The 20,861-nt window shown below is 67.8% G+C and carries 22 protein-coding genes; 7 read left to right on the forward strand and 15 right to left on the reverse strand.

Annotated elements, in window-relative coordinates; genetic code table 11:
* Positions 1-67: 67 nt before the first annotated feature.
* The 5 genes from CLV49_RS00305 to nrdH form a co-directional block, all read right to left on the reverse strand.
* Positions 68-1,987, reverse strand: coding sequence for a hypothetical protein (locus CLV49_RS00305; protein ID WP_127054199.1), 1,920 nt, complete (start codon positions 1,985-1,987; stop codon positions 68-70).
* Positions 1,988-2,265: 278 nt separating this feature from the next.
* Positions 2,266-3,240, reverse strand: a complete 975-nt coding sequence (gene nrdF / locus CLV49_RS00310; protein ID WP_106561743.1) for a class 1b ribonucleoside-diphosphate reductase subunit beta — start codon at positions 3,238-3,240, stop codon at positions 2,266-2,268.
* Positions 3,241-3,294: 54 nt separating this feature from the next.
* Positions 3,295-5,427 (reverse strand): class 1b ribonucleoside-diphosphate reductase subunit alpha, encoded by a 2,133-nt coding sequence (nrdE, locus tag CLV49_RS00315; RefSeq protein WP_106561744.1) that lies wholly within the window; start codon positions 5,425-5,427, stop codon positions 3,295-3,297.
* Positions 5,424-5,879, reverse strand: coding sequence for a class Ib ribonucleoside-diphosphate reductase assembly flavoprotein NrdI (gene nrdI, locus CLV49_RS00320; protein ID WP_106561745.1), 456 nt, complete (start codon positions 5,877-5,879; stop codon positions 5,424-5,426). Before nrdI ends, nrdE begins: the two co-directional genes overlap by 4 nt.
* 12 nt (positions 5,880-5,891) lie before the next feature.
* Entirely contained in the window at positions 5,892-6,125 is a 234-nt protein-coding gene (gene nrdH, locus CLV49_RS00325) for a glutaredoxin-like protein NrdH (RefSeq protein WP_106561746.1), read from the reverse strand.
* Positions 6,126-6,535: 410 nt separating this feature from the next.
* Here nrdH and CLV49_RS00330 point away from each other — a divergent pair, with 410 nt between their 5' ends.
* Positions 6,536-7,744 carry an MFS transporter gene (locus CLV49_RS00330; RefSeq protein WP_106561747.1) on the forward strand — a complete coding sequence of 403 codons (1,209 nt, stop codon included), beginning with the start codon at positions 6,536-6,538 and terminating at the stop codon, positions 7,742-7,744.
* Between the two features lie 123 nt (positions 7,745-7,867).
* On the opposite strand, the gene CLV49_RS00335 is transcribed toward CLV49_RS00330, so the two are convergent.
* The gene (locus CLV49_RS00335) at positions 7,868-8,479 is read right to left on the reverse strand and encodes an NADPH-dependent FMN reductase (RefSeq protein WP_106561748.1); all 612 of its coding nucleotides are present in this window, start codon (positions 8,477-8,479) and stop codon (positions 7,868-7,870) included.
* A gap of 418 nt (positions 8,480-8,897) precedes the next feature.
* Between CLV49_RS00335 and CLV49_RS00340 the strand changes: the two genes are divergently transcribed.
* Positions 8,898-10,202, forward strand: a complete 1,305-nt coding sequence (locus tag CLV49_RS00340) for a DUF4349 domain-containing protein (protein WP_106561749.1) — start codon at positions 8,898-8,900, stop codon at positions 10,200-10,202.
* A complete protein-coding gene (locus CLV49_RS00345; RefSeq protein ID WP_106561750.1) occupies positions 10,199-11,350 on the forward strand; it encodes an acyl-CoA dehydrogenase family protein in 1,152 nt (383 codons plus the stop codon). Before CLV49_RS00340 ends, CLV49_RS00345 begins: the two co-directional genes overlap by 4 nt.
* A 12-nt stretch (positions 11,351-11,362) precedes the next feature.
* On the opposite strand, the gene CLV49_RS00350 is transcribed toward CLV49_RS00345, so the two are convergent.
* The 3 genes from CLV49_RS00350 to CLV49_RS00355 form a co-directional block, all read right to left on the reverse strand.
* Positions 11,363-11,644, reverse strand: a complete 282-nt coding sequence (locus tag CLV49_RS00350) for a metal-sensitive transcriptional regulator (protein ID WP_106561751.1) — start codon at positions 11,642-11,644, stop codon at positions 11,363-11,365.
* Positions 11,645-11,748: 104 nt separating this feature from the next.
* Positions 11,749-11,907, reverse strand: coding sequence for a hypothetical protein (locus tag CLV49_RS18225; RefSeq protein WP_158261867.1), 159 nt, complete (start codon positions 11,905-11,907; stop codon positions 11,749-11,751).
* 58 nt (positions 11,908-11,965) lie between these two features.
* Positions 11,966-12,406 carry a hypothetical protein gene (locus CLV49_RS00355; RefSeq protein WP_106561752.1) on the reverse strand — a complete coding sequence of 147 codons (441 nt, stop codon included), beginning with the start codon at positions 12,404-12,406 and terminating at the stop codon, positions 11,966-11,968.
* A 255-nt stretch (positions 12,407-12,661) separates the two neighbouring features.
* On the opposite strand from CLV49_RS00355, the gene CLV49_RS00360 reads away from it, so the two are divergent.
* Positions 12,662-13,051, forward strand: coding sequence for a thioredoxin family protein (locus CLV49_RS00360; RefSeq protein WP_106561753.1), 390 nt, complete (start codon positions 12,662-12,664; stop codon positions 13,049-13,051).
* 34 nt (positions 13,052-13,085) lie between these two features.
* Here the strand turns inward: CLV49_RS00360 and ald are convergent, their stop codons facing one another.
* The gene (ald, locus tag CLV49_RS00365) at positions 13,086-14,228 is read right to left on the reverse strand and encodes an alanine dehydrogenase (protein ID WP_106561754.1); all 1,143 of its coding nucleotides are present in this window, start codon (positions 14,226-14,228) and stop codon (positions 13,086-13,088) included.
* 145 nt (positions 14,229-14,373) lie between these two features.
* Between ald and CLV49_RS00370 the strand changes: the two genes are divergently transcribed.
* Positions 14,374-14,862: an Lrp/AsnC family transcriptional regulator gene (locus tag CLV49_RS00370; protein WP_106561755.1), complete on the forward strand. Its 489-nt coding sequence runs from the start codon at positions 14,374-14,376 to the stop codon at positions 14,860-14,862.
* Between the two features lie 33 nt (positions 14,863-14,895).
* Here the strand turns inward: CLV49_RS00370 and CLV49_RS00375 are convergent, their stop codons facing one another.
* Both CLV49_RS00375 and CLV49_RS00380 read right to left on the reverse strand, forming a co-directional pair.
* Complete coding sequence (locus CLV49_RS00375; protein ID WP_106561756.1) at positions 14,896-15,318, reverse strand: transferase; 423 nt, start codon at positions 15,316-15,318, stop codon at positions 14,896-14,898.
* Positions 15,319-15,512: 194 nt separating this feature from the next.
* Entirely contained in the window at positions 15,513-15,908 is a 396-nt protein-coding gene (locus CLV49_RS00380; RefSeq protein ID WP_106561757.1) for a hypothetical protein, read from the reverse strand.
* Positions 15,909-16,082: 174 nt separating this feature from the next.
* Here CLV49_RS00380 and CLV49_RS00385 point away from each other — a divergent pair, with 174 nt between their 5' ends.
* Entirely contained in the window at positions 16,083-17,342 is a 1,260-nt protein-coding gene (locus CLV49_RS00385) for an ice-binding family protein (protein ID WP_158261868.1), read from the forward strand.
* Positions 17,343-17,423: 81 nt separating this feature from the next.
* Here the strand turns inward: CLV49_RS00385 and CLV49_RS00390 are convergent, their stop codons facing one another.
* Positions 17,424-18,035 carry a histidine phosphatase family protein gene (locus CLV49_RS00390; protein ID WP_106561759.1) on the reverse strand — a complete coding sequence of 204 codons (612 nt, stop codon included), beginning with the start codon at positions 18,033-18,035 and terminating at the stop codon, positions 17,424-17,426.
* A gap of 164 nt (positions 18,036-18,199) precedes the next feature.
* Here CLV49_RS00390 and CLV49_RS00395 point away from each other — a divergent pair, with 164 nt between their 5' ends.
* Positions 18,200-19,072, forward strand: a complete 873-nt coding sequence (locus CLV49_RS00395; protein ID WP_106561760.1) for a phosphatase PAP2 family protein — start codon at positions 18,200-18,202, stop codon at positions 19,070-19,072.
* Here the strand turns inward: CLV49_RS00395 and CLV49_RS00400 are convergent.
* Together CLV49_RS00400 and mgrA are read right to left on the reverse strand one after the other, a co-directional pair.
* Positions 19,048-19,818, reverse strand: coding sequence for a hypothetical protein (locus CLV49_RS00400; RefSeq protein ID WP_243696491.1), 771 nt, complete (start codon positions 19,816-19,818; stop codon positions 19,048-19,050). The genes CLV49_RS00395 and CLV49_RS00400 overlap by 25 nt on opposite strands.
* A complete protein-coding gene (gene mgrA, locus CLV49_RS00405) occupies positions 19,815-20,861 on the reverse strand; it encodes an L-glyceraldehyde 3-phosphate reductase (RefSeq protein WP_106561761.1) in 1,047 nt (348 codons plus the stop codon). The genes CLV49_RS00400 and mgrA overlap by 4 nt, the downstream gene beginning before the upstream one ends.

Here is a 20,861-nt window from a genome sequence, read left to right on the forward strand (position 1 = left end):
CGACGACCACCACGGCCGCTGCACGCACGCCGGCGTTCACCCGTCCAGGCTCCGCCCGCCCGCCCGCTCAGACTCTGGGCTCGGTCCTGTCGCCTCGTTCCTCCGGGATCACCCGCGGGACGCGCGCGACGTACGGGGAGATGAACGCGGCGGTCGCGGCCACGGCCACGGCGATCTCGAGAACGAGCGCCCAGCCTCCTCCACCCGCTACGGCGACGAGTTGCGCGATGATGAGGGAGGCCGTGGCGGCGAGGAGCCCGAATCGGAGGACGCCCTCGATCCAGATCCACTCCGTGGCTGCAGCCGGCGCATCCTGCCATTCGAGCGCCTTCTTCACCTTCCGGCGGAGACGCTCGGCCACGAGCGTCACGACCGCCACGATCGCCGCCGCGACGGAGAGATCGCCGAGCGGGGTGAGTTGCCCGCCCGCGATGAGGATCTCTCGCGGCAGATCCGCCGTCACGGGACGACCGACGAGCCCCGCAGCCCCCGCAACGACGCCGGAGATCCAACCATCGATCGCGATGACGGCTCGCGCAGCCCCGCGCTGAGCAAGGGGGGCGAGCGCTACTGTCAGGGCGAGCACCACGCCGGCCAGCGTCATGACCCCTTTCGACTTGACCGACATGACGTGCCGCCTGTTGAGCGACGCCTGTCGCTCCGGAGGCTCCTCCCCCGGGACACCGATCAGCTCTCGTGCGATCGGGTCGACCACCTGCAGGACGTTGTCGGCGTAGCTCTGATGGTCCGTGAGCGGCTGAGCCGTCGAATGCACCGGGTGTTCAGCCGGCCCCCTCGGGCGATCCGACGTGTCTCGGGGTTCGCCGTAGGTCTGACGCCATCGAGCGAATCGCCCAGCGGCACTGTCGGCGATCGGACCGGCGGAGAACGGATCCCAGATCGCCCAATAGTTGTTCCAGGTCAAAGGGATCGGGAGGGACAACCACTCCGTGACCGGGACGAACGAGCTCGACGAGCGGCTCGACCATCGGGTGTTGCCCAGGAGCATGACGGCGGCTCCGACGGTGCTGAAGGAGGTCACGTGAGGTGCGGTCGAGTGGTCGTACTCGCCGAACAGCACCCGTGCGGTCACGGCGGCACCCTGCGAATGCGCGAGGACGGCGAGGACGGGCTCGTCCATTCCCTGCACGGCCCGTCGTGCGCCGTCGATCTCGGTGTGCACCACCTCGCGCATCGCGGCGGCACGCACGGGCTTCTCCCGCCAGACGCCGACGTCCCCGACGAACTCCACGAGGATCTCGACGACGGGCTTCAACACCCCGGATAGTGCCGGGATCAGGAGGAGCACTCCGAGGAAGGGCAGGACCAGCATCACGACGAGGCCGACGACGACGAGGGCGACGGCCATCGCGATCACGATGGCACCGGTGAGCGGCACGACGGGTACGAGAGCGAGCGCACTCGCGATGCGGAGGACGAGGGGGCGGTGGCTGCGCGTGTCCTCCGGTGGAACGTGCGCGCGAGTGTTCGACACGAGCTCCGTGACGGGCGCGAGGAAGACGGTCCGCGAGAAGTGGAGGGCCATCCGCCAGAGGGCCTTCCAGACGAATCCCGCGCCCCAGTTGAAGACGTCGGCGTTCTTCATCGCGAGGAAGGACTCCGACCACCGTGCCTCGGTGATCCTGAGCGAGCGTGTGGTCTTCGCGCCCGCCCGATCCGACGTCACCCGGGCACGGACCATCGAGTCGCCATCGCCCGTGATGCTCACGTGGGTCAGGACCACGCCGTATTCGGGGTCGTCCTCGTGTCCGCGACGAACGAGATGGTCGATTCGGAGCAGGAGCGGCTCAGCCCACTCCATGAGCGTCTCGCCGCGTCGTTGTCGACCCATCCCGTGCACGACCACGAGGGCGATGTTCGCCTTGTCCTCCGGCGGGTCGACGCCCGGACTCGACAACAGGGTCTCCGATGCTCGTCGCAGAAGGCTGACGCGCGGAGAGGCTGGTGGGACGGGTGACATCTTCATGACGGCTCGTTTCGACGGTGAAAGAGCAGTGCGCCACGGTCGTGGTGGAGGAAGAGTACTGCGTCCGGGCGTCGCGCGCGAGCAATCTGCGCCCCCGACCGGTCCGAATCAGTCGATATGAGGTGGGGGTGCCTATCGTTGCCGCCACCTCATCCGTGCGGGCGCTCCCTGCCGCGCCGCACGATGAAACGCCGCGCGGTGCGGGCCCTGGTCTCTCTTCCGGGGGGAAGGGAGACGCCGGCCCGCACCGCGCGGCGCATACGGAGGTCCTTCGTGTTCTAGAAGTCCCAGTCCTCGTCTTCCGTGTTGACGGCCTTGCCGATCACGTAGGAGGAACCCGACCCCGAGAAGAAGTCGTGGTTCTCATCCGCGTTGGGCGAGAGCGCCGACAGGATCGCCGGGTTCACGTCGGTGACGGTTTTCGGGAACATCGGCTCGTAGCCGAGGTTCATGAGGGCCTTGTTCGCGTTGTAGTGCAGGAACTTCTTGACGTCCTCGGTGAGGCCGACGCCGTCGTACAGGTCCTGCGTGTACTGGATCTCGTTGTCGTAGAGCTCGTACAGGAGGCTGAACGTGTAGTCCTTGATGTCCTGTCGCTCCGACTCCGTGAGCTTCTCGAGCCCCTTCTGGAACTTGTAGCCGATGTAGTAGCCGTGCACGGCCTCGTCACGGATGATGAGGCGGATCATGTCGGCCGTGTTGGTGAGCTTGGCGCGGCTCGACCAGTACATCGGCAGGTAGAAGCCCGAGTAGAAGAGGAACGACTCGAGCAGTGTCGAGGCGGCCTTCCGCTTGAGGGGCTCGTCGCCGCGGTAGTACTCCATGACGATCGAGGCCTTCTTCTGAAGGTTGGGATTCTCGGTCGACCAGCGGAACGCGTCGTCGATCTCGCGCGTCGACGCGAGCGTCGAGAAGATCGAGGAGTAGCTCTTCGCGTGCACCGACTCCATGAACGCGATGTTCGTGTAGACGGCCTCCTCGTGAGGCGTGATCGCATCGGGGATGAGCGACACGGCACCCACGGTGCCCTGCAGCGTGTCGAGGAGCGTGAGCCCCGTGAACACGCGCATCGTCAACTGCTGCTCGTCCGGCGTGAGCGTGTTCCACGACTGCACGTCGTTCGACAGCGGCACCTTCTCGGGCAGCCAGAAGTTGTTCACGAGGCGGTTCCACACCTCGACGTCCTTCTCGTCCTCGATGCGGTTCCAGTTGATGGCCTGGACCGAATCGATGAGCTTGAGCTTGTCAACCACGGGGGGTCTTCTTTCCGGGAGTTCGGTGGTGATGGTGGATGGACGGCGTCGGGACTACAGCATGCAGCTGACGCAGCCCTCGACCTCGGTGCCTTCGAGGGCGAGCTGGCGCAGACGGATGTAGTAGATGGTCTTGATGCCCTTGCGCCATGCGTAGATCTGCGCCTTGTTGATGTCGCGCGTCGTCGCGGTGTCCTTGAAGAACAGCGTGAGCGAGAGGCCCTGGTCCACGTGCTGCGTCGCCGCCGCGTACGTGTCGATGATCTTCTCCGCACCGATCTCGTAGGCGTCGGTGTAGTAGTCCAGGTTGTCGTTCGTCATGAACGGCGCCGGGTAGTACACGCGACCGAGCTTGCCTTCCTTGCGGATCTCGATCTTCGACGCGATCGGGTGGATCGACGACGTCGAGTTGTTGATGTACGAGATGGAGCCAGTGGGCGGCACGGCCTGCAGGTTCTGGTTGTAGATGCCGTGGGCCTGGATGGAGGCCTTGAGCTCGACCCAGTCCTGCTGCGTGGGCACGGCGACGCCGGCCGTTGCGAAGAGCTCGCGGACGCGCTCGGTCTCCGGCTCCCACGCACGGTCGATGTACTTGTCGAAGAACGCACCGGACGCATACGTGGAGTCCTCGAAGCCCTCGAACGTCGTCCCTCGCTCGATGGCGATCTCGTTCGACGCGCGCAGGGCGTGGAACAGCACCGAGTAGAAGTAGATGTTCGTGAAGTCGATGCCCTCTTCGCTGCCGTAGTGGATGCGCTCACGAGCGAGGTAGCCGTGCAGGTTCATCTGGCCGAGGCCGATGGCGTGCGACTTGTCGTTGCCGTCCTCGATCGAGCGCACGGACGTGATGTGGCTCTGGTCGGAGACCGAGGTGAGGCCGCGGATCGCGGTGTTGATGGTGCGACCGAAGTCGGGCGAGTCCATCGTGAGCGCGATGTTGAGCGAGCCGAGGTTGCAGGAGATGTCCTTGCCGACCTCCTTGTACGAGAGGTCCTCGTTGTAGGTCGTCGGCGTGTTGACCTGCAGGATCTCCGAGCAGAGGTTCGACATGTTGATACGGCCCTTGATGGGGTTCGCACCGTTCACGGTGTCCTCGTACACGATGTACGGGTAGCCGGACTCGAACTGGATCTCCGCGAGGGTCTGGAAGAAGTCGCGGGCCTTGATCTTGGTCTTCTTGATGCGGGCGTCGTCCACCATCTCCTGGTACTTCTCCGTGACGGAGATGTCACCGAAGGGCACGCCGTAGACGCGCTCGACGTCGTAGGGCGAGAAGAGGTACATGTCCTCGCCCTTCTTGGCGAGCTCGAACGTGATGTCGGGGATGACGACACCGAGCGAGAGGGTCTTGATGCGGATCTTCTCGTCGGCGTTCTCGCGCTTGGTGTCGAGGAAGCGGAGGATGTCGGGGTGGTGGGCCGAGAGGTAGACGGCGCCGGCGCCCTGACGCGCACCGAGCTGGTTCGCGTAGCTGAAGGAGTCCTCGAGGAGCTTCATGACGGGGATGATGCCGGACGACTGGTTCTCGATCTGCTTGATCGGGGCGCCGGACTCGCGGATGTTGGAGAGCGACAGGGCCACGCCGCCGCCGCGCTTCGAGAGCTGCAGCGCCGAGTTGATGCCACGGGCGATCGACTCCATGTTGTCCTCGATGCGGAGGAGGAAGCAGCTGACGAGCTCGCCGCGCTGCGCCTTGCCCGAGTTGAGGAAGGTGGGGGTGGCCGGCTGGAAACGGCCCGAGATGATCTCCTCGACGAGGTTCGTCGCGAGCTTCTGGTCGCCGTCGGCGAGGCCGAGGGCCGTCATGACCACACGGTCCTCGAAGCGCTCGAGGTAACGCTTTCCGTCGAACGTCTTGAGCGTGTACGACGTGTAGTACTTGAATGCGCCGAGGAAGGTCTGGAAGCGGAACTTCTTCGAGTACGCGAGATCGTTGAGCTGCTCGATGAACGCGAAGGGGTACTTGTCGAGCACCTCCTTCTCGTAGTACTGCTTCTCCACGAGGTAGTCGAGCCGCTCCTTGAGCGTGTGGAAGAAGACCGTGTTCTGGTTGACGTGCTGGAGGAAGTACTCCCTCGCCGCCTCGCGGTCCTTGTCGAACTGGATCTCGCCGTTCGGGCCGTAGAGATTGAGCATCGCGTTGAGGGAGTGGTAGTCCATCCCCTGGACCGCCGGGATCTCCGTCATTGTCTGTTCCAAAACTTTTCCAATCCGTCGTGGACGTTCTCGACGTCGTCAGGTGTCCCGAAGACTTCGAATCGATAGAGGTTCGGCACATGGCATTTGGCCGAGATGATGTCTCCGGCCAGACCGTAGGCCTCGCCGAAATTGGTGTTCCCCGCCGCGATGACCCCGCGGATGAGGGAACGGTTGTGTGGGTCGTTGAGGAAACGGATGACCTGCTTGGGGACGGCCCCGCCCTCGATCCCCCCGCCGTAGGTCGGGAGGATGAGGACGTATGGTTCGTTCACCGTGAGTGCCGGATCCTTCGCGAAGAGGGGGATCCGTTTCGCCGGCAGGGCCAGCTTGTCCATGAACCGCTTGGTGTTGCCGGAGATGCTCGAGAAGTAGACGAGCCGTGTGGTCGCGGCGCCCCCCGTGAGATCACGCGGCACCGCTTCGCGGATGGCGCTGCTCATACGGGACGACGCTTACGCGAGACGCTGAGCGAGCTCTTCGATCTTGTCGGGACGGAAGCCCGACCAGTGGTCCTCGTCGGCGATGACGACGGGGGCCTGCAGGTAGCCGAGCGACTTAACGGCCTCGAGGGCGTTCTCGTCGGCGGAGAGGTCCAAGACCTCGTATTCGATGCCCTTGCTGTCGAGAGCGCGGTACGTGGCCGTGCACTGGACGCAGGAGGGCTTCGTGTAAACGGTGATCGCCATGATGGGGACCTTTCTCCTCGAAAGCGGATCGTGTGAAAAGTTGGCTGCCGGTGTGGGGAATGGGCGGTTCTCCGTATGGATTCCCGCCGTGTCCCGCCCACATCATGTGGTGTTTCCTACCGGGCTTCCGATACTACATCTAGTGAGGCGGCCACGTCTGCACCCCAAGGGCTAGTAGTTACACGCGTGTAGTTTTCCACTGGGTTATCCACCGGAATCGCGAGTTATCCACGCATTTGTCCACCGATCGTCGTGTGTCCCCCGAACGGGAAAAAGAGCCGATTCCGCGCGAAAAATCGGGGGTCGGAGAGAGGCCTCTCTCCACAGGATCAAACGTATTCCGAGCCACCGACATTCCACCGTGCGCAGCCACGACATCGGCGTGTCGCGGACCCATACACTGGTGTCCTGTGTCCAGCTACCGCAGCCTCCTCTCGGCCCCCGGCGTCGCCCGGATCATCAGTGCGCAACTCGTCGCGCGCTTCCCGTTCGGCATGCTGTCGCTGGCCTTCCTCCTCCACATCGAGCAGGTGACCGGCTCGTACGGTGCCGCCGGACTCGTGCTCGCCGCCACGAGCATCGGGCAGGGCATCGCCGGACCTCTCACGAGCCGCTGGATGGGCTCGTGGGGCATGCGCAAGGTGCTCGTCACGACCCTGTGCGTGTCGGTCGTCGTCGTGACCACCATCGCCCTCGCCACGCTCCCCGTGCCCCTGTACATGGTCCTGGGCTTCCTCGCGGGGATCAGCACTCCCCCGATCCAGCCGGCCGTTCGGACGATCTATCCGAAGATGGTGACCTCGTCGCAGCTCACGCCCCTCTTCTCGCTCGACGCCTCGGCACAGGAGATCATCTGGGTGCTCGGTCCTGTCATCACGACGTTCGTCTCCACACAGGTCGGCACCGTCTGGGGCATCATGCTCGCGGTCACGATCATGGTGGGCGGCGGCATCTGGTTCATCGCCTCCCCCGAGGTCGGTCGCGTGCGCATCCCGCGCAGCAGACGGAAGCTCGGGAAGGTGCTCGCGAAGCCGCCCGTGCTCCTCGCGACCATCGTCGGCTTCCTCCTGATCGGCGCATGCTCGGCGATCGAGGCCGGCGTCGTCGCGACCTTCGGTCACGACGGCCTGGAGGCGGGAATCGTGCTCGCCGTCTTCTCCGTCGGCAGCCTCGCAGGCGGCCTCGCGCTCGGACACGTCCCGATCGGACCGTGGGCGCTCGCCCGCCGCATGTTCATCGTCTTCGCCGGGGTGGCGCTCGCCTCCCTCTTCCTCAACGAGTGGTGGCTCTCCGTCACCCTCTTCATCGCCGGGATCGGCATCGCTCCGGCTCTCGCCGTGCTGTTCGCCATCGTCTCCTCGAGCGTGAAGTTCAGCGACACGGCCGAGGCCTACGGGTGGGTCGGCACGGGGCAGCTCATCGGGGCGGCGCTCGGGTCGGCCGCCGCCGGCTTCCTCATCGACGAGAACGGCCCGAGCGGAGCCTTCTGGGCCGCCATCGCTCTCGCCTTCGTGGGCTTCCTCGTGCCGGCGGTCGGCAAGCGGTGGCATCCCGACCTTCGCGGCCGCGACGCGAGCCCCCTCGCCGACACCGAACCGGTGCCCGTACAGCCCTCCTGACGGGGTCCGACCGGCTCCGCCGTCCGTCGGCGCCGGAGTCGCCCGGTGGGAACGGCGAACGGGAGGGGCCGCCATGTCGGCGACCCCTCCCGTTCCGCTGCGATGCAGCCGATCCGATTCGGATCAGCGCATCATGACCGCGTCGCGCCGCACGAGCGCGAGCGACTGGTCGAGATCCTTCAGCTCGATGAGCATCGAATCGAGGGCGGCCGACTGGCGGTCGCTCGGCGTGAAGAAGCCGTCGTCGATCTGACGCCGGGTGAAGGGGATCTCCACCGAGGCGGACGTCGGGACGAGGCCGAGGCCGTGGAGGACCGGCAGAAGACCCGCGACACCGCGCGTTCCTCCTGCGACTCCTCCGTAGCTCACGAACCCCACGGGCTTCCGCGACCACTCGTGGTACAGGTAGTCGATGGCGTTCTTGAGGGCGGGAGAGTACGAGTGGTTGTACTCGGGCGACACGAAGACGAAGGCATCGGCCTCCTCGACGCGGCGGCTCCAGGACTGCGTGTGGCGGTAGCGGTACTGGCCGAGCTTGGGGTCGTTCGGCTCGTTCATGAAGGGCAGTTCGAGTTCCGCGAGATCCACGAAATCGATGTCGAAGCCGCCGACCTCTGAGACACGGTCGTGCACCCAGAGGGAGACGGGGAGACCGGCTCTGCCGGGGCGAACGCTCCCGACGATCACCATGAGTCTGAGGGGTTCGCCGTGGGCGCGATCAATGGAAATGGGCATGCACTAGCCTCCTGAGGGCATCTGTCGTCCGGGTTCAACAGGTGCGGAGGGTGCGACTCCACAACTGGGACAGGGCGTCACGCGTCCGGGGAACGCGTGTGACCTGTTGTGCGCTTCGCGCGGTCCGGGGGAACCGGCGAAACGGAGCCGACCTCGGGTTTCGGGGCCCTCGAATCGGTATGGCGACGATACTCCCGAACTGGGGCCAAGCGGTAGGGGACTCGCACGATCAGCGAAATCACCGGTGTCGAATCGAAGGATCGCTAATCATTCGGTTCCAGAGACCTTCGACGAAACGGACGGATGATCCACGCTCTCCATGCCCCTCCTGACCGACGATTCTTCGGAGCGGTGCGGTGAACACGATCGTGAGCAAGACGTGAGGTCCCGCGCCGCCGCCCGCTCGTAGAGTGACAGCATGATGCGATCCCGGACCCCCGCGACGATCGTCGCGGCACTCGCCCTGGCGCTGGCCCTCACCTCGTGCGCGTCCAACGAGGGGGGAGCTTCGGACGCCGGCGGCCTCGCCGGCCAACCCGCCCCGGGACAGCCTCTCCCCGGCGAACCGCTCACGCAGGAGGGATCGGGCGGCTCCGTCGATGGTGGCGACCCGGCGGACGTCGATCGATCCGTGATCGTGACCGCCTCGATCTCGCTGAGCGACGCCGATCCAATCGAGATCGCAGACGAGGTCCAGGAACTCGCGGAAGCGAGTGGTGGCCGCGTGGATCGTCGCAACGACACGCCCGCGAGCGGATCGGGCACCGCCTCCGCCGAGCTCGTGCTCCGGATCCCGAGCGACGAGCTGGACGGCGCCGTCGCCGACGTCTCCGAGCTCGCGACGGTGGTGTGGTCGAGCGTCGACCGACGGGACGTCACGGGCACCGTCACGGACATCACCGCGCGCATCGGCGCGTTGGACGCGTCGATCGACCGGCTGCTGGCGCTCCTCGGCGACGCCGCCTCGACGAGCGACCTCATCACCATCGAGTCGGAGCTGACCACCAGGCAGGCCGAGCGCGACAGCCTCGCCGCCCAGCAGGAGTCGCTCGCCGACCAGGTGGAGTACTCGACCGTCACCGTCCAGATCGGCGTACCCGGCGCGGTCGGCGAGGCCGGTCCTGGGGACTTCTGGGGCGGACTCGCGCTCGGGTTCGCCTCCCTCGGCGCCTTCGTCTCCGGCCTCCTGGTCGTCTTCGGGGTTCTCCTCCCCTGGCTCGTCCTCCTCGGCCTCATCGCGGCTGTCGTGTGGTGGCTGACGCGGCGGCGGCGCTCCACCGGCGGCCCCCGTCCACCGCGGACGGGCGCCGGCGGTCCCGGGCCCGCAGCACATCCGTCTCAGCCGCAGCCCGGAACGTCCACGCCGACCCCGCAGCCGCGCACCGACCTCGCCCCCGCTCCGTCCGTCCCGGTCGCGGCCGCGGCCGCCGTCGGTCCGGCGGCTCCGGCCGTACCCCCGCGGCCTCCCCTCCCGAGGGCCCGGACGGCGACGATCGACGCACCGACCGAGCCGGCGGCGGCGGAGCCGGAGCCGGTGCCGGTGCCAGTGACGACGCAGACACCGACGCAGACAGCGACGACGGAAGCGAAGCCCGCCGGGAAGCCGCCTGCGAAGAAGCGGGCAGCTCCTCGTTCGACCGGGTCGACCCCGCGTCCCCGTTCGACCCCCTCCACACCGTCGACCCCCTCTACCCCGACGACCCCGACGAAGGACGACGAATGACCGACCTGCTCAGCGACGATCTGCTCGCCCGCATCCACGAGCGCGCGGCCGGCTACGACCGGGAGAATGCGTTCTTCGCGGAGGATCTCGAGGAGCTCGCCGCGGCCGGCTACCTGCGCGCGTTCCTGCCGGAGGACCAGGGCGGTCGCGACGCGACTCTCCTCGACGTCGCACGAGCACAGTCACGTCTCGCAGCCGCGGCTCCGGCGACCGCTCTCGCGGTGAACATGCACCTCGTGTGGACGGGCGTCGCACGACTCCTCCGGCGGCGCGGTGACCTCGGTCTCGACGAGGTCGAGCGACGCGCGTCCGCCGGGGAGATCCTCGCGTTCGGCATCAGCGAGGCCGGCAACGACCTCGTGCTCTTCGGCTCGGACACCGTCGCGACACCGGACGGGCACGGCGGCTACACGTTCTCCGGCACCAAGATCTTCACGTCGCTCGCGCCCGCGTGGACGAGTCTCGGCGTCACCGGCCTCGACACCGTCTCACCGGACGCGCCGAAGGTCGTGTACGCGTTCGTCGGACGCGACGGCGTCACGACGAAGGACGACTGGGACACGCTCGGAATGCGCGCGAGCCAGAGCCGTACGACCGTCCTCGAGGAAGCCCACGCGCCGGTCGGCGCCGTGCTGAGACGGCTCGATGCCGGCCCGAACGCCGACCCCCTCGTGTTCGGAATCTTCGCGTGCTTCGAGACGCTCGTCGCCGCCGTCTACACGGGCGTCGGGGCGAGGGCACTCGAGCTCGCGGCCGAGGCGGCGGCCGCGAGACGATCGAAGCGCACCGGCGCTCCCCTGTCCGACGACCCCGACATCCGGTGGCGCATCGCCGATGCGGCCATCGCCCACGACGCGCTCTGGCCGCAGATCGAATCGGTCGCCCGCGACGTCGAGGACGGCGTCGATCGTGGTTCGCAGTGGTTTCGCGCGCTCGTCGGGCTCAAGACGCGCGCCACCGAGACGGCCCGGTCGGTCGTCGATCAGGCGATCCGCGTGTCCGGAGGCTCGAGCTACTTCTCGAGCAACGAGCTCAGTCGGCTCTACCGTGACGTGCTGGCGGGGATGTTCCATCCGTCCGACCCCGAGTCGGCACACTCCACGGTGGCGACGGCGATCCTCGGTGCTCCGGGTGTCACGTCGTCCTGACGTCTTCCGATGTCAGGAGCCCCGGTTGTTCGACAGCTCGAACACCTTGAGCAGTTCCTCCACCGCCGCCTCGCGCTCGTCGCCCCCCTGCTCGAACATCGACGTCACGTGAGTGCGCAGATGATTCTCGACAAGGAGTTTGTTGAGCGACCCGAGCGACTTTTGGATGGCGAGGGACTGCGTGATGATGTCCATGCAGTAGTCCTCGTTCTCGACCATCTTCTCGAGGCCGCGCATCTGCCCCTCGAGGATGCGGATGCGGTGCAGGGCGCGTTTCTTGATGTCGGCGATCACGCGCTCAGGATACCTCCCCGGGGTGTGTGATCGTCGTCGGAACGACGACGACACCGAGGCGGCCTGTCGTCCGGGGCATGGGCGCTCGTGAAGAGCGCGCGCCGTCAGCTCTTGCGCAGGATGTGTACGGGAATGAACACCGCGAGGCTGATGACGAGGATGCCGGCGACGAAGATGAGGCCCTGGAAGCTCGTCACGACGAACGCGAGCGCGAACAGGTACATTCCGGCCAGGAACAACAGGAGCGAGATCGCGAACATCATGGGTCCATCCTAGCCGGACGGACGGGAGGTCCGCTGGCTCCGCCACGGCCGACAGCGGTCAGACGATGCGAGCGCCGGACGCGTCCCAGAACGTGAGTTCGGGGCGGCGGTGCGCGAGTTCCACGAGAGCGACCGATCCTTCCGGCGTGGTCGGCGGCCACGTCCACCACGCGATCTCGGGAACCACCGCGATGCCCGCCTCGAAGAGTTCGAGTTCGACGCCCGTGCCCCGATGCCGCCCGGGGACCTCGACGCTCACGATGCGGCCGTGTCCCTGAACGATGAGGAACTGCAGGAGGGAACCCGTCTTGTCGTCGCGCACGATGAACTCGCGGCTCCCCGGGAGGTCGGCGGGGATCTCCGTGATGTCGAAGCGTGCGGAACCCTCCTTCGAGAAGCTCCGCCAGAGGCTCCGCCCGAACAGGGCGACGAGGATCGCCAGCATGAGAGCGATGAAGAGGAACCACACGGTCTGGCCGCCGGGCAGCAGGTCGTACACCGTGGGATCGCCTCCTTCGCGCGTTTCGGGTCCTGGTGCGACGTCCCTTGCACCGGGTTCCAGCCTACGTCGGCATTCGGCGCATAGCCTGTGAAGACCCGGCGCTGCGTGCCGGGAATCCTTGGCGGCCCTCCGCTGTTCCTCCTTTCGACGGCTTCGGCACGCCGGGACATCCGCGCGTCGGCTCGGCGCCCGGCCGCCGAGGGCGGCACCCACGACGGCGACCGGACGATCCGGAGGACGAGGAGAGTAGACATGGCGACAATCGACCTGACCGAGGAGACGTTCGGCGCGACCGTCGAGGAGAACGGGATCGTTCTCGTCGACTTCTGGGCGGCCTGGTGCGGCCCGTGTCGCCAGTTCGCCCCCACATTCACGGCTGCGTCGGAGAAACACCCGGAGGTCGTCTTCGGCAAGGTCGACACGGAGGCGGAGCAGCGCTTGGCCGGTGCGGCCGGGATCAGCTCGATCCCCACCCTCATGGGCTTCCGCGACGGCATCCTCGTCTTCTCACAAGCCGGGGCCCTCCCGCCGGCAGCGCTCGAGCAGCTCGTCACGGCGATCGAGGACCTCGACATGGACGACGTGCGCCGTCGCCTCGCCGAGTCCGAGCAGGAATCGGCCGAGGAGCCCGCCGCTCCGTGACCGAGCCCGCCGTGACCGAACCCGCCTCGCCCCGCTAGGCGAGAACCGGCGTCGGGGAGACACCGTCGAGGATCGTCTCGATGGACACGTCGTCGAGACCGAGAGCGGCGGCGACCCCGGAGTTGGTCACCACTCCGTCGTGGGCGTTGAGGCCCCGTCGGAGCGAGACGTCCTCGGCCAGGGCGCGCCGCCATCCCTTGTCGGCGAGCGCCAGCGCATACGGCAGCGTCGCGTTCGTGAGGGCGCGGGTCGACGTCTCCGGCACGGCCCCCGGCATGTTCGCGACGCAGTAGTAGATGGAATCGTGCACGCGGTACGTGGGCTCATCGTGGGTCGTCGGCCTCGATCCCTCGAAGCATCCGCCCTGGTCGATCGCGATGTCGACGAGCACCGAGCCCGGCTTCATGGACGCGACCATCTCGTCCGTCACGAGCTTGGGTGCCTGGGCGCCCGGAATGAGGACGGATCCGACGACGAGGTCCGCGTCCCTCACGAGCCGCGCGATCTCGTAGTGCGAGGAGACAGCCGTACGCACGGCCCCCTGGAACCGTCGTTCGAGATCACGGAGCCGCGGGATCGAGAGGTCGACAATCGTGACGTCCGCCCCCATGCCGAGAGCATTGGCGGCGGCGTGCTCACCGGCTACTCCCCCGCCGATCACGACGACCGAGGCCTTCGGGGTGCCGGGCACGCCTCCGAGGAGCGTGCCGCGGCCACCGGCCGAGCGCATGAGGTGATAAGCGCCGACGAGGGCGGACAGGCGCCCGGCGACCTCGCTCATGGGCGAGAGCAGCGGGAGGCTGCGATCCGGGAGCTGCACGGTCTCGTACGCGATCGCGGTGGTCCGTGCCGCGATGATCGCCTCGGTGCACGGCCGCGACGCCGCGAGGTGGAGATAGGTGAAGAGCACCTGGTCCGCACGCATCGACGCGTACTCGGCCTCGATCGGCTCCTTCACTTTGAGGAGGAGATCCGCCTGGCCCCAGACGTCGGAAGCGGCGGGCACGATCGTTGCGCCGGCGTCCGAGAAGTCCTGGTCCGACAGGGAGGAGCCGACGCCCGCTCCCGCCTGGACGAGGACCTCGTGCCCCCGTCGCACGAATTCGTGAACCCCGGCCGGTGTGACGGCTACGCGGTTCTCGTTGTTCTTGATCTCCGTCGGCACTCCGACCCGCATGGGTGTCTCCTCGTCTCGGCGAAGGTGTTCGCACGTTTCGTGCAATTGTGCCGACAGATTCGATCGATGGACGTAAACTCAGAACATCCGGTCATGGTCGGCCACTGCGGCCGAACTCGATGCGGCGCGAGGGAGAGGACGGGCAATGGCGACGAACAATGTTCGCGTCCGAGAGCCGTGGCCGCTCGACGAGACGGATACCGTCATCGTCCGCCAGCTGCAGCGCGATGCGCGGACGCCCAACAATCAGTTGGCGGAGCTGGCAGGAATCGCACCGTCGACGTGCCTCGCCCGCGTCCGGTCCCTCGTGGACCGCGGGGTCATCACCGGCTTCGAGGCGCGAGTCGACCCGGCCGCCCTCGGTCTCGGTCTCCAGGCCCTCATCAGTGTGAGCGTCCGATCGGGTGCACGTCACCGGATGGCGGAGTTCAGCGCGGAGATGCGCCGGATGCCCGATGTGCTCCAGTTGTTCTTCCTCGGAGGTTCCGAGGACTTCATCCTGCACATCGCCGCTCGCGACAGCGCGCACGTGCGCGACTTCGTGCTCGAGCACCTGTCGGCGCACCCGTTCGTCGCCTCCACGCGGACGAGCATGGTCTTCGAACACGTCGACAGGGCCGTCACGATTCCGTGACGGCCCTGTCGACGAGGGTGGCGATCAGTCCGCTCAGGCGGCGGATCGCGCCCGTGGCAGCATCCGCGGGATACGCCCGGCGGGCACGTCAGAGCCGTCCGGCACCTTGGAGTCGTTGGCGAGGCGCGCGAAGTCGCCGATGGTCGCTCCCGCACCGATGCGCGAGAAGCTCCCGATCTCGGCTCCGCGACCGATGACGGCCCCCTCGCCCACGTGCACGCCCGCGCCGATCATGGCGTGGTCGAGCACCACGGCGTCGCGATCGATCCAGCTTCCGCCGCTCACCACGACACTGCGTCCGACCCGGGCTCCCGACTCGACGTAGGCCGTCGGCTCGACGAGGGTCGACGGGTCCACCTTCGCCGACGTGGCGACGTTTCCCCTGCCGTTCTCGTGGCGACGGTAGCGAGTCACGACTCCGTGCTCGTCTTCGAATTCAATGATGGTTCTCCCCATGGCGCACTCCTCTCCGGGTTCAGCGATGGTGCTTCGGGCTGCGCTGCCCCGCGACGTGCCGGGCGGGCACGTTCCGGCCCGTCCTGGACGGCCGTCGCTCTGTCGGCCGTCATGATGGACAACTCTGCCCCCGTGTGTGATATTCCCGCGACGGGTTGCGCGATGGCGCGCGAGGCGCTGTGACGACTCGACCCTCAGCCCTGTCCGACCACGACAACGAGCTGGACCACGAGAGCGATCACACCGACACCCGTGAGGATCGTCCCGAGCAGCAGCAACACACGGGATGCGTGCGTGCGCTTGTCGAGATGCGCCCGGAGAGGCCGCCCCTTCCGGTAGTGCACCGTGACGCGGGACGCGGCGCCCACCGTCTCGCGTTCGTCGGGCTCGAGGAAACGCCGGTACACCTCACCGTCGTCGGCGATCCAGGTCAGCTGGAGGTCGCCGTCGATCTCGGCCGTATCGGCATCCGCCGTGAGCCAGTGGCCCTCGAGGAGTCGCACGACGAGTGCCACGAGGAGCACGAGAACACCCATGAGCAGGCCGAGCCACGTGAAGAGCTCTGCGATCTCACCGATACGATCGAGCATCCCATTCACATGGACACGTTATCGTGCGCGCGTGGGAGGCCGTGTCGACCCGACGTCGACCCCCCGTTCGGCCGAATCATAGGACGCAGCCGGTTTGGCTGATAGACAAGCATCAGAGCAGCACTCTGCGATCTCACCTCGGTATCCATGGGCGCCTCTTCTGTGAGGACGGCCATGCCGACGACCACGACCACTCGCTCGCTCCGCCTCACGGCTGCACTCGGGATCGCGGCCATCGGCCTCGCCCTCGTGCCGGCCGCATCGGCGAACGCGGCCACGACGATCGACGGCCCGATCGGACTCGGCACGGCCGCGTCCTACGGCGTCCTCGGCTCGAGCACGATCACGAACACCGGGCCGACCACTGTCGGTGGCGACGTGGGGCTGAGCCCCGGCAGTGCGGTCACCGGTTTCACCGGTCCCCCCACCGGCGGAAGCTACACGGGAGCACTCAACGTCGCCAACGAGGCAGCCGCCACGGCACGACAGGATCTCACGACGGCGTACAACACGGCCGCCGGACTCTCCCCGAACCGCATCGGGCTCGGCAACCTCGGTGGACAGTCGCTCGTCCCCGGCGTGTACTCCGGCGTCAATCTGTCCCTGACGGGAACCCTGACCCTCGAGGGCGGCGCCGACTCCGTGTGGGTCTTCCAGTCGGACGAGACGCTCATCACCTCGACTGCCAGCAACATCGTCTTCAACGGCGACGCGAGCTCGTGCAACGTCTTCTGGAAGGTCGGCAGCTCGGCGACGCTCGGCACCGACTCGGACTTCGTCGGAACGATCCTCGCCGATCAGTCGATCTCGGTCACCACCGGGGCGGACATCGACGGCCGGCTCCTCGCCCGCGTCGGCGCGGTGACGCTGCAGAGCAACGACATCGTCATCCCGGACGAGTGCGGAGAGGACGGCGAGGTCGGCACGAGCCCGAGCCCGACCGTCGGCGACGACACCCCGCCGGACGGCACGGTGGGTACCCCCTACGAGTTCACGGTCCCGGCAGACGGTGAACCGACCCCCACCGTCGTCGTCTCCGACGGGACCCTCCCGCCCGGCCTCGTCCTCGACGAAGACGGCACGATCTCCGGCACCCCCACCACCCCGGGCGACTACACCTTCGAGGTGATCGTCTCGAACGGCGAGGAGCCGGACGTCACGGTCGAGTACGAGATCTCGATCGTTCCGGTCGCCGAATCCCCGTCGCCCAGCCCGAGCCCCTCGACCCCGGGAACGCCCGGCACGCCCGGCACGCCCGGCGACGGTACCGGCGGCCCCGGTGACGGCTCGGACAACCCGGGTGACGGACTGGCCTACTCGGGGGCGCACCCCGGCATGACCGGTATGGCCATCTGGGCCGCCGCCCTGACGGCACTCGGCGCGCTCGCGCTCACCCTCCGGTTCCGGATGCGTCGCGAGCAGGGACGCGCCTGATCCTCTGACGAGAAACGGACCGTGTGGAACCTGATCCCCCGCACGGTCCTTCTCCGTCCCCGCCGTCGATCGTCCGGGTCGTCAATGGACGATCGGTGCGTTCCACTTCCGGATCGCCGGCCGGCCGTGCTCGAACCCCAGCTCGCTGAGGGTCGATGTGGACAGGGCGAAGATCGACCCGGCGTCGGGCGGGAGGGCCACCCAGGCGATCGCGATGGCGCGCAGCATGTGTCCGTGCGCGAAGAGGATCACGTCACCGTCCGGCAGCGCGGCGCGGGCCCGCCGGAGCACGGCGTCCGCCCGGCCGCGCAGGTCGTGCGCACTCTCCCCGGGGGTGGCGCCCGCCGGGACCCCGTCGCTCCAGAGGTTCCACGGCCGGCCGAGCTCCGCACTGATGTCCGCCGTGGTCCGGCCCTCGTACGCGCCGTAATCCCACTCCGTGAGGTCGGGCTCGATCACGGGATCGGCGAATCCGGCGAGTTCTGCCGTTCGTCGGGCGCGACCGAGCGGACTCGAGAGCACGAGGCCGAAGTCCGCCGGATCGAGCGCGCTCCGCAGGAGGGCGGCCTGCTGCTCCCCGATGTCCGTGAGGGGGAGGTCGGTCGTGCCCGTGTGCCGTCCGGATCGGCTCCATTCCGTCTCGCCGTGGCGGACGAGAACGATACGGCCGGTGGGTTCGGTGGAGTCAGTCACCCCTCCATCCTCCGGTACGAGAACGGACGGCGAGCACCATCTGCACGAATGCGCGGCCGCGTGCCTACCCTCTCTCGAGCCTGAGCGCCATCCCCGCGCACCGACGAGCGTCGACCGCGTGTGACCGCTAGCGTCGATCTGCACGAGCGAGACCGAGGAGTCACATGGCCGAGAAGAAGATCCTGGGTCCCCCCGACCCCGACGACGTCGGCCCCCGCGGCGAACTGGAGAACGACCGACGCGTCGGCAATCAGGAGTTGACCGACTGGCGCACACCTCTCGGGCAGTTCGTCGCCGCGTTCGTCCACCGCATCAGTCATCTCCTCGGGCCCAACAAGACCCTCATCCTCCTCCTCGTCGTAGGGGCCGTGATCGCGTCGACGCTCACCTACATCGTGTCCGAGGTGTACGAGGCCGTGACGGAGACGGACGGGGTCGCGCTGCTCGATCAACCACTCCTCGACGCTTCCCTCGGGCTGCGCTCCCCCGGGCTCGACGCCGTCGCGACCGCGTACACCGACGTCGCCGGCAAGGTCGGGATGCCCGTCGTCGCCATCGCCTTCCTCCTGTTCCTGGCCATCCGTCGGCGTTCGTGGACCCCGGTGATCCTCATCGTCGCCGCGGGTGCCGGATCCCTGCTCATGACCGTCGCGGGCAAGCAGCTGATCGGTCGGTCGCGACCCGACCGGGTGGACGCCGTGCCGCCGTACGAGTACTCGCCGTCGTTCCCCTCCGGCCACACGCTGAACGCGACGGTCGTCGCCGGGATCGTGGCGTACCTTCTGATCCTGCGTCAATCCACGGTCATCGCTCGCGTCCTCACCATCGGAGTCGCGGCCGTCTTCGTCGTGACGATCGGAATCAGTCGGGTGTTCCTCGGACACCACTGGTTCACGGACGTGCTCGCCGCCTGGATCCTCGGAGCGGCGTGGCTCGCCGTGGTCATCACCGCGCACCGGCTCTACCTCACAGCTCGCGAGCGCGACGCCCGAGGCACGGCCGACGCAACTCGTCAGTCGCGACGGGCAGCCCGGTAGGAGCGCTTCCGCAGGGCGCGGGTCCAGGCGAAGGTTCCGGCACCCGTCGGCGGGGACGAGAGCGGATCGAATCGCAGATCCGCGCGGTCGACGGCCGCACCGTCGGCGGCTGAGAGGGTCAGGGTCGCGAAGACCCGCCACGGTCCACGCGGCGTCGCCCAGAGCAGCTGCAGTATCCACGGCGTCCGACCCAGCTCCCGAGCCTGGCCGACCGTCGTCGCCGACGCCGGGGCGCCGGAGACGGTGCGGGCACTCACGAGCACCGGTCCTCGCGTGGATCGATAGGGCATGACGGAGCCGAACGACGCACCCCAGGGCGAGAGCCGCACGGCGGGGACGAAGCGTCCCAGCCCGCCCGATCCCGCGACCGTCGCGAGGAGGACGTCACCCGATGCGGGAACACCGAGACGCGCGGTGTCGAGGGCCTGACGGAAGGCGAGACCCCAGACGTCCGGAACCGGGACGGGGACGCCGATGCCTCGCGACAGCCGTGCCTCGACCCGACCGGGGGCGGTCGCGTCGATCCACGCGATGCCGCTCGGCTCCACCTCCGGATGCGCAGGTCCCGTCGACTCGATCCGTCCCTCCAGTACGATGCCGGTCCGGTGGATCGGGCGAGGAGACCGGAGGCGGCGGAGAGCGCCAGTCAGGACACCGAGCACCGCCCCGACGAGTCTCGCGGGAAGGACGGCGATCGCCTCACCGAGACGGCGACGACGGGATCCGCGGTGCGCGGGAGCCGTCACGACCCGAGAGTGCCCTCGCGCGCACCCTTCCAGAGGTCCACGCCACCATCGGTCGCGAAGCGGTCGATCTCGGTGAGTTCGTCGCTCGTGAAGTCCAGGTTGTCGAGCGCCCCGACGTTCTGCTCGAGCTGCTCGACCGACGAGGCCCCGATGACGAGAGAGGTGACGCGCTCGTCGCGGAGAGCCCACGCGAGGGCGAGCTGCGAGAGCGACTGACCCCGACGCTCGGCGATGTCGTTGAGGGCGCGCACGTTGGCGAGCACCTCATCCGTGAGCCAGGACGTGTCGAAGGACGTCCCCTTCGAGGCACGCGAGCCCTCCGGCACGCCGTCGAGGTACTTCGGCGTCAGGAGCCCCTGCGCGAGCGCGGTGAACCCGATCACACCGGCGCCCACCTCGGCTGCGGCGTCGAGGAGCCCCTCCGTCTCGATCCAGCGGTTCAGCATGGAATAGGACGGCTGGTGGATGAGCAGTGGCGTCCCGAGTTCGCGCAGCAGTCCAGCGATCGTGCGGGTGTCCTCCGCGCCGTACGAGGAGATGCCCACGTACAGTGCCTTCCCCTGCCGGACGGCGGTGTCGAGTGCGGCGGCCGTCTCCTCGAGCGGAGTCGAGGGGTCGAATCGGTGGGAGTAGAAGATGTCGACATAGTCGAGACCCAGCCGTTCGAGCGACTGGTCGAGGGACGCGAGCATGTACTTTCGTCCGCCACCGCCCTGGCCGTAGGGCCCCGGCCACATGTCCCAGCCGGCTTTCGAGGAGATGACGAGCTCGTCGCGGTAGGCGGCGAAGTCCTCGGCGAGGATGCGGCCGACGTTCCGCTCGGCCGACCCGTAGGGCGGACCATAGTTGTTCGCCAGGTCGAAGTGGGTGATGCCGAGGTCGAAGGCCCGACGCACGATGGCCCGCTGCGTTTCGAGGGGCCGGTCGTCGCCGAAGTTGTGCCAGAACCCGAGGGAGAGGAGCGGCAGATCGAGACCGGATCGTCCCGTCCGTCGGTACTGCATCGAGCCGTCGTAGCGGGCGTGGTCGGCGACGTAAGACAT

This window comes from Labedella gwakjiensis (assembly GCF_003014675.1).
GTDB classification, from domain to species: domain Bacteria; phylum Actinomycetota; class Actinomycetes; order Actinomycetales; family Microbacteriaceae; genus Labedella; species Labedella gwakjiensis.